The sequence below is a fragment of the Streptomyces sp. SAJ15 genome (genome assembly GCF_007595705.1).
Classification (GTDB): domain Bacteria; phylum Actinomycetota; class Actinomycetes; order Streptomycetales; family Streptomycetaceae; genus Streptomyces.
This window is the reverse complement of record NZ_NISY01000036.1, coordinates 1-4,669: the sequence shown is the minus strand read 5'-3', so window position 1 is coordinate 4,669 and position 4,669 is coordinate 1. Positions and strand designations below refer to the sequence as shown.

At 68.5% G+C, this 4,669-nt stretch carries 2 protein-coding genes; both read left to right on the top strand.

Features of this window, described 5'->3' with window-relative positions; all coding sequences use genetic code 11:
- Positions 1 to 560: acyl carrier protein (locus CD790_RS34185; RefSeq protein WP_186319404.1), on the top strand; the 560-nt coding region annotated here is incomplete at its 5' end.
- Positions 561 to 562: 2 nt separating this feature from the next.
- Positions 563 to 4,669 (top strand): type I polyketide synthase (locus CD790_RS34180; RefSeq protein ID WP_144387271.1); only part of this gene is annotated, 4,107 nt, incomplete at its 3' end.

Sequence of the window (4,669 nt, the reverse complement as noted above, 5' to 3'; positions counted from 1 at the left end):
TCCACCAACAACTCACCACCCTCCCACCCACCAAACAACACACCACCCTCCTCAACCTCATCCAAACCCACGCCGCCACCACACTCGGACTTCCTCATCCGGAAGCGGTGCCGGGCGACCGCGGCTTCCTGGAGTCAGGGTTCGACTCGCTGACCGCCGTGGATCTACGGAATCGACTGGCAGCGGCCACAGGGCTCCAGCTGCCCACGACCCTGATTTTCGACTACCCCACCCCGAACGCCCTCGCTCACCACGTCATGGCCGCCGCTTTCCCGGACCTCTGCCCGAACGCCGGGAAAGACAACGACCATCTTCACGACGCCGATCCTCTGTCCGCGGGCGCGGAGGCCGACGTTCGCGAAGCCATGGCGTCACTCCCCCTGGAGACCTTGCGGGAGGCGGGCTTGCTGGCACCGCTGTTGGAACTCGCCGACAAACGCAGCGAAGCACGCGCCCAGGCCGGCCATGACCAGACGGAAACGCTCGACGCGATGGACCTCGACAGCCTCGTCGAAATGGCGCTTGAGACACCTCATTCTGATGCGGAGGGGGAGTTCTAATCATGGTGACTTCATCCGGTGAGAAGGTCGCCGATGCCCTGCGGGCATCCCTCAAGGAGATCGAAAGGCTTCGCCGCAGAAACCAGAACCTGATCGCGGCCTCAACCGAACCGATCGCCATCGTGGGCATGTCCTGCCGCTATCCAGGCGGGGTGTCCTCCCCTGAAGCGTTCTGGGAGCTGCTGGCAGCCGGCCGGGACGCGGTCTCCGGGTTCCCGACCGATCGTGGCTGGGACCTCGACGGACTCTATGACGCCGATCCGGATCAGCCGGGCAAGTCCTACGTCCGAGAGGGCGGGTTCGTCCATGACGCGCCCGACTTCGATCCCGCTTTCTTCGGCCTCTCTCCACGCGAAGCACTGGCCACCGACCCACAGCAACGACTGCTGCTGGAAACGTCCTGGGAGGCGATCGAACGAGCCGGGATCTCCCCCGCCTCCCTCAAAGGCAGCCGAACGGGTGCGTTCATCGGCTATGCGGGGCACGACTATGCCGCACGGATCCAGAGCGTCCCGGACGGCCTCGAAGGCTACCTGGGGACCGGCAGCGCGAGCAGCGTCGCCTCCGGCCGGGTGGCGTACACCCTGGGGTTGGAAGGGCCGGCGGTCACGGTGGACACCGCCTGTTCCTCCTCTCTGGTGGCCCTGCATCTGGCGTGTCAGGCGTTGCGGGCTCGCGAGTGCTCCCTGGCCCTGGCCGGCGGAGCGACGGTGATGTCGGCGCCCTTCCGTTTCGTCGAGTTCAGTCGACAGCGGGGGCTGGCTCCCGATGGGCGGTGCAAGGCGTTCGCCGCAAGCGCCGACGGCACCGGGTGGGCGGAGGGTGCGGGCATGCTGCTCCTGGAACGGTTGTCCCAGGCGCAGCGCAACGGCCACCCGGTGTTGGCGGTGGTACGGGGCACCGCGGTCAATCAGGACGGAGCCAGCAGCGGGCTGACCGCGCCGAACGGCCCGTCCCAGCAGCGCGTCATCCGCCAGGCGCTCGCCAACGCCGGACTCACCGCCGCCGATGTCGACGCCGTCGAAGCGCACGGCACCGGCACCACGCTGGGCGACCCGATCGAGGCACACGCCCTGCTGGCCACCTATGGCGACAACCGCTCCGCCGAGCGGCCCTTGTGGCTGGGGTCGGTGAAGTCGAACATCGGCCATACCCAAGCCGCCGCCGGGGTGGCCAGCGTGATCAAAATGGTCATGGCACTACGGCATGAGACGCTCCCCAAGACGCTGCACGTGGACGCGCCCTCCCCCCACGTGGACTGGTCATCCGGAGCAATCTCCCTGCTCGCTGAAGCACGACCGTGGTCCCGTGCCGGCCGGCCGCGTCGGGCAGGCGTCTCGTCCTTCGGCGTCAGCGGCACCAACGCCCACGTCATCATCGAGCAGCCGCCCGCACAGCAAGACGCGGCAGACCAGCCACCTCCCGCCCGGGGAGACGAGGGGCACAAGCCGGTGCTGGCCCCCGTAGTGGTGCCCTGGCTCGTCTCCGGACGTGGCGAGGGGGCGGTGCGCGAACAGGCGATCCGGCTACGAGCCCATCTCCACGACCGCCCGGAGCTTGAGCCGCTCGACGTCGGCTGGTCCCTGGCCACCACCCGCGCGGTGTTCGAGCACCGTGCCGTCATCCTCGGCAGGAATCGCGACGAACTACTCGATGGACTTCACTCGCTGGCCACTGGTGACCCCACAGGCCAGGTCGTCACCGGCAGCGCTACCGCCCCGGTAGGCAAGACGGTCTTCGTCTTCCCCGGACAGGGTTCGCAGTGGGCCGGCATGGCGGCCGATCTGCTCGATTCCTCGGCGGTCTTCGCCGAGCAGATCGATGCATGTGAAGAGGCTTTCGCGCCTCACCTGAACTGGTCGCTGGGCCAGGTCCTACGTCAGACCGCCGGCGCGCCCTCCCTCGAAGGAGACGACGTCACCCAGCCGGTGCTGTTCGCGGTCATGGTGGGCCTGGCACGCATGTGGCAGGCATGTGGCATCCACCCCGACGCCGTCATCGGCCACAGCCAAGGCGAAATCGCCGCAGCCCACATCGCCGGCGCCCTGTCCCTTACCGACGCCGCAGCGGTGGTCGCCCTCCGCAGCCGCGCCCTGACCCGCCTGGCCGGCCACGGCGCCATGGCCTCCGTATCCCTGGCAGAGAAGGAAGTCGAGGAACGACTGGCCACCTGGCAGGACCGACTGGCCATCGCCGCCGTCAACGGTCCCCGCACCGTGATCGTCTCCGGCGAACCGGAAGCGGTGGAGGAACTCCTGGCCGACTGCGCCAAGCAGGAGATTCGAGCCCGGCGTATCCCCGTCGACTACGCCTCCCACGGCCCCCAGGTGGAAGCGGTCGAGGACGAGATCCTTCACAGTCTGGCGTCCATCACCCCGGCCACACCCAGCGTTCCGCTGCTGTCCACGGTCACCGGTCAGTGGATCACGGGGCCGGACATGGACGCTGGCTACTGGTACCGCAACCTGCGCCAACCCGTCCGACTCTCCGACGCCCTCCATACCCTGGCAGCCGACGGATACCACACCTTCATCGAAACCAGCCCCCACCCCGTCCTCACCCACACCATCCACGACACCCTCGACCCCACCAATACCCCTGGCACAACCGAGCCGATCGTCATCGGCACCCTGCGCCGCGACGAGGACGGCCCCCGCCGCTTCCTCACCTCCCTCGCCCAAGCCCACACCCACGGCCTGCCCATCACGTGGGAACACCTCTACACCGGCATCAAGGTCCAGCGGGTGGAGCTCCCGACCTACCCCTTCCAACGCCAGCGCTACTGGCTGGAGAGCGCCCCCCTTGCGGGGGATGTGTCAGCGGCAGGGATGAGGAGCACCAGTCATCCGCTGTTGGGGGCGGCGGTCCAACTCGCCGACAGCGACAGGTACGTCTTCACCGGGCGGCTCTCCCTCAGTACCCACCCCTGGCTGGCGGACCATGCCGTCATGGACACCGTCCTCCTTCCCGGCACAGCCTTCGTCGAACTCGCCCTGCACGCCGGCGCCGAAGTCGGTTGCCCCCACCTGGAAGAGCTCACCCTGCACGCTCCTCTTCTGCTGCCCGAGCAGGCGGGCGTCCAAGTGCAGCTCACCCTCGATCCACCCGACGACGACGGGCGACGCGCCCTCTCCATCCACTCACGGGTGCAGGACTCCGAAGACACATCCGACCAGGGCACCTGGCTTCACCACGCGGCCGGCATTGTGGTCAACGACGGCTCGGAGCAGGACGTCAGCGATAGTGGGATGACGGGTAGCTGGCCTCCGGCCAATGCCGTGTGTCTGCCGACTGCCGACTTCTACGAGCGCCTGGCCGAGGGGGGCTTCACTTACGGGCCGGTCTTCCGAGGTCTGCAGGCCGCCTGGCGGCAGGGCCAGGAGATCTTCGCTGAGGTCGCCCTGCCCGAAGAGCACACCCACCATGCCGACCACTACGCCGTGCACCCGGCACTGCTGGACGCCGCCCTGCACGCCGTCGGCTTCACCCTCTCACCCGACACGGAACCCGGCCAACGCAGTCGGTTGCCCTTCTCCTGGCAGCACGTCCGCGTGCACGCCGCAGGAGCCACCGCACTGCGCGTACGGGTGACCCCCGCCGCCGGGGACGCCGTAGCAGTGACAGTCGCCGACCCCACCGGGGCGCCAGTGGCCACCGTCCAAGCACTCGTCACCCGACCTGTCTCGTCCGAACAACTCCAGGCGGCCCGGCCCGTCTCGGCCCACGATCACCTGTACCAAGTGGAGTGGGCGAACCTCCCCTCCACACAGGCTCCCACCACACCGACCGGGCAGTGGGCCATCGTCGATGACGACCCCCTGGACCTGGCCACCGTGTTGAACGCCGCCGGAACACGCGTCGACACCCACACCGATCTCACCGCCCTGACCCACGCCCTCGACTCCGGCGCGACCCCGCCGTCCACCGCCGTCCTCACCGTCCACCACTGGCACAACCCCAGCACCACCAGCCACCCGATCAACACCACACCGCTACAAGCCGCCCAGCAAACCGCAGTTCAGGTTCGGGCGGTGGTGTATCGGTTGCTTGCCTGGGTGCAGGCATGGTTGGCCGAGCCGCGGTTGGCCGACACTCGGCTGGTCATCGTC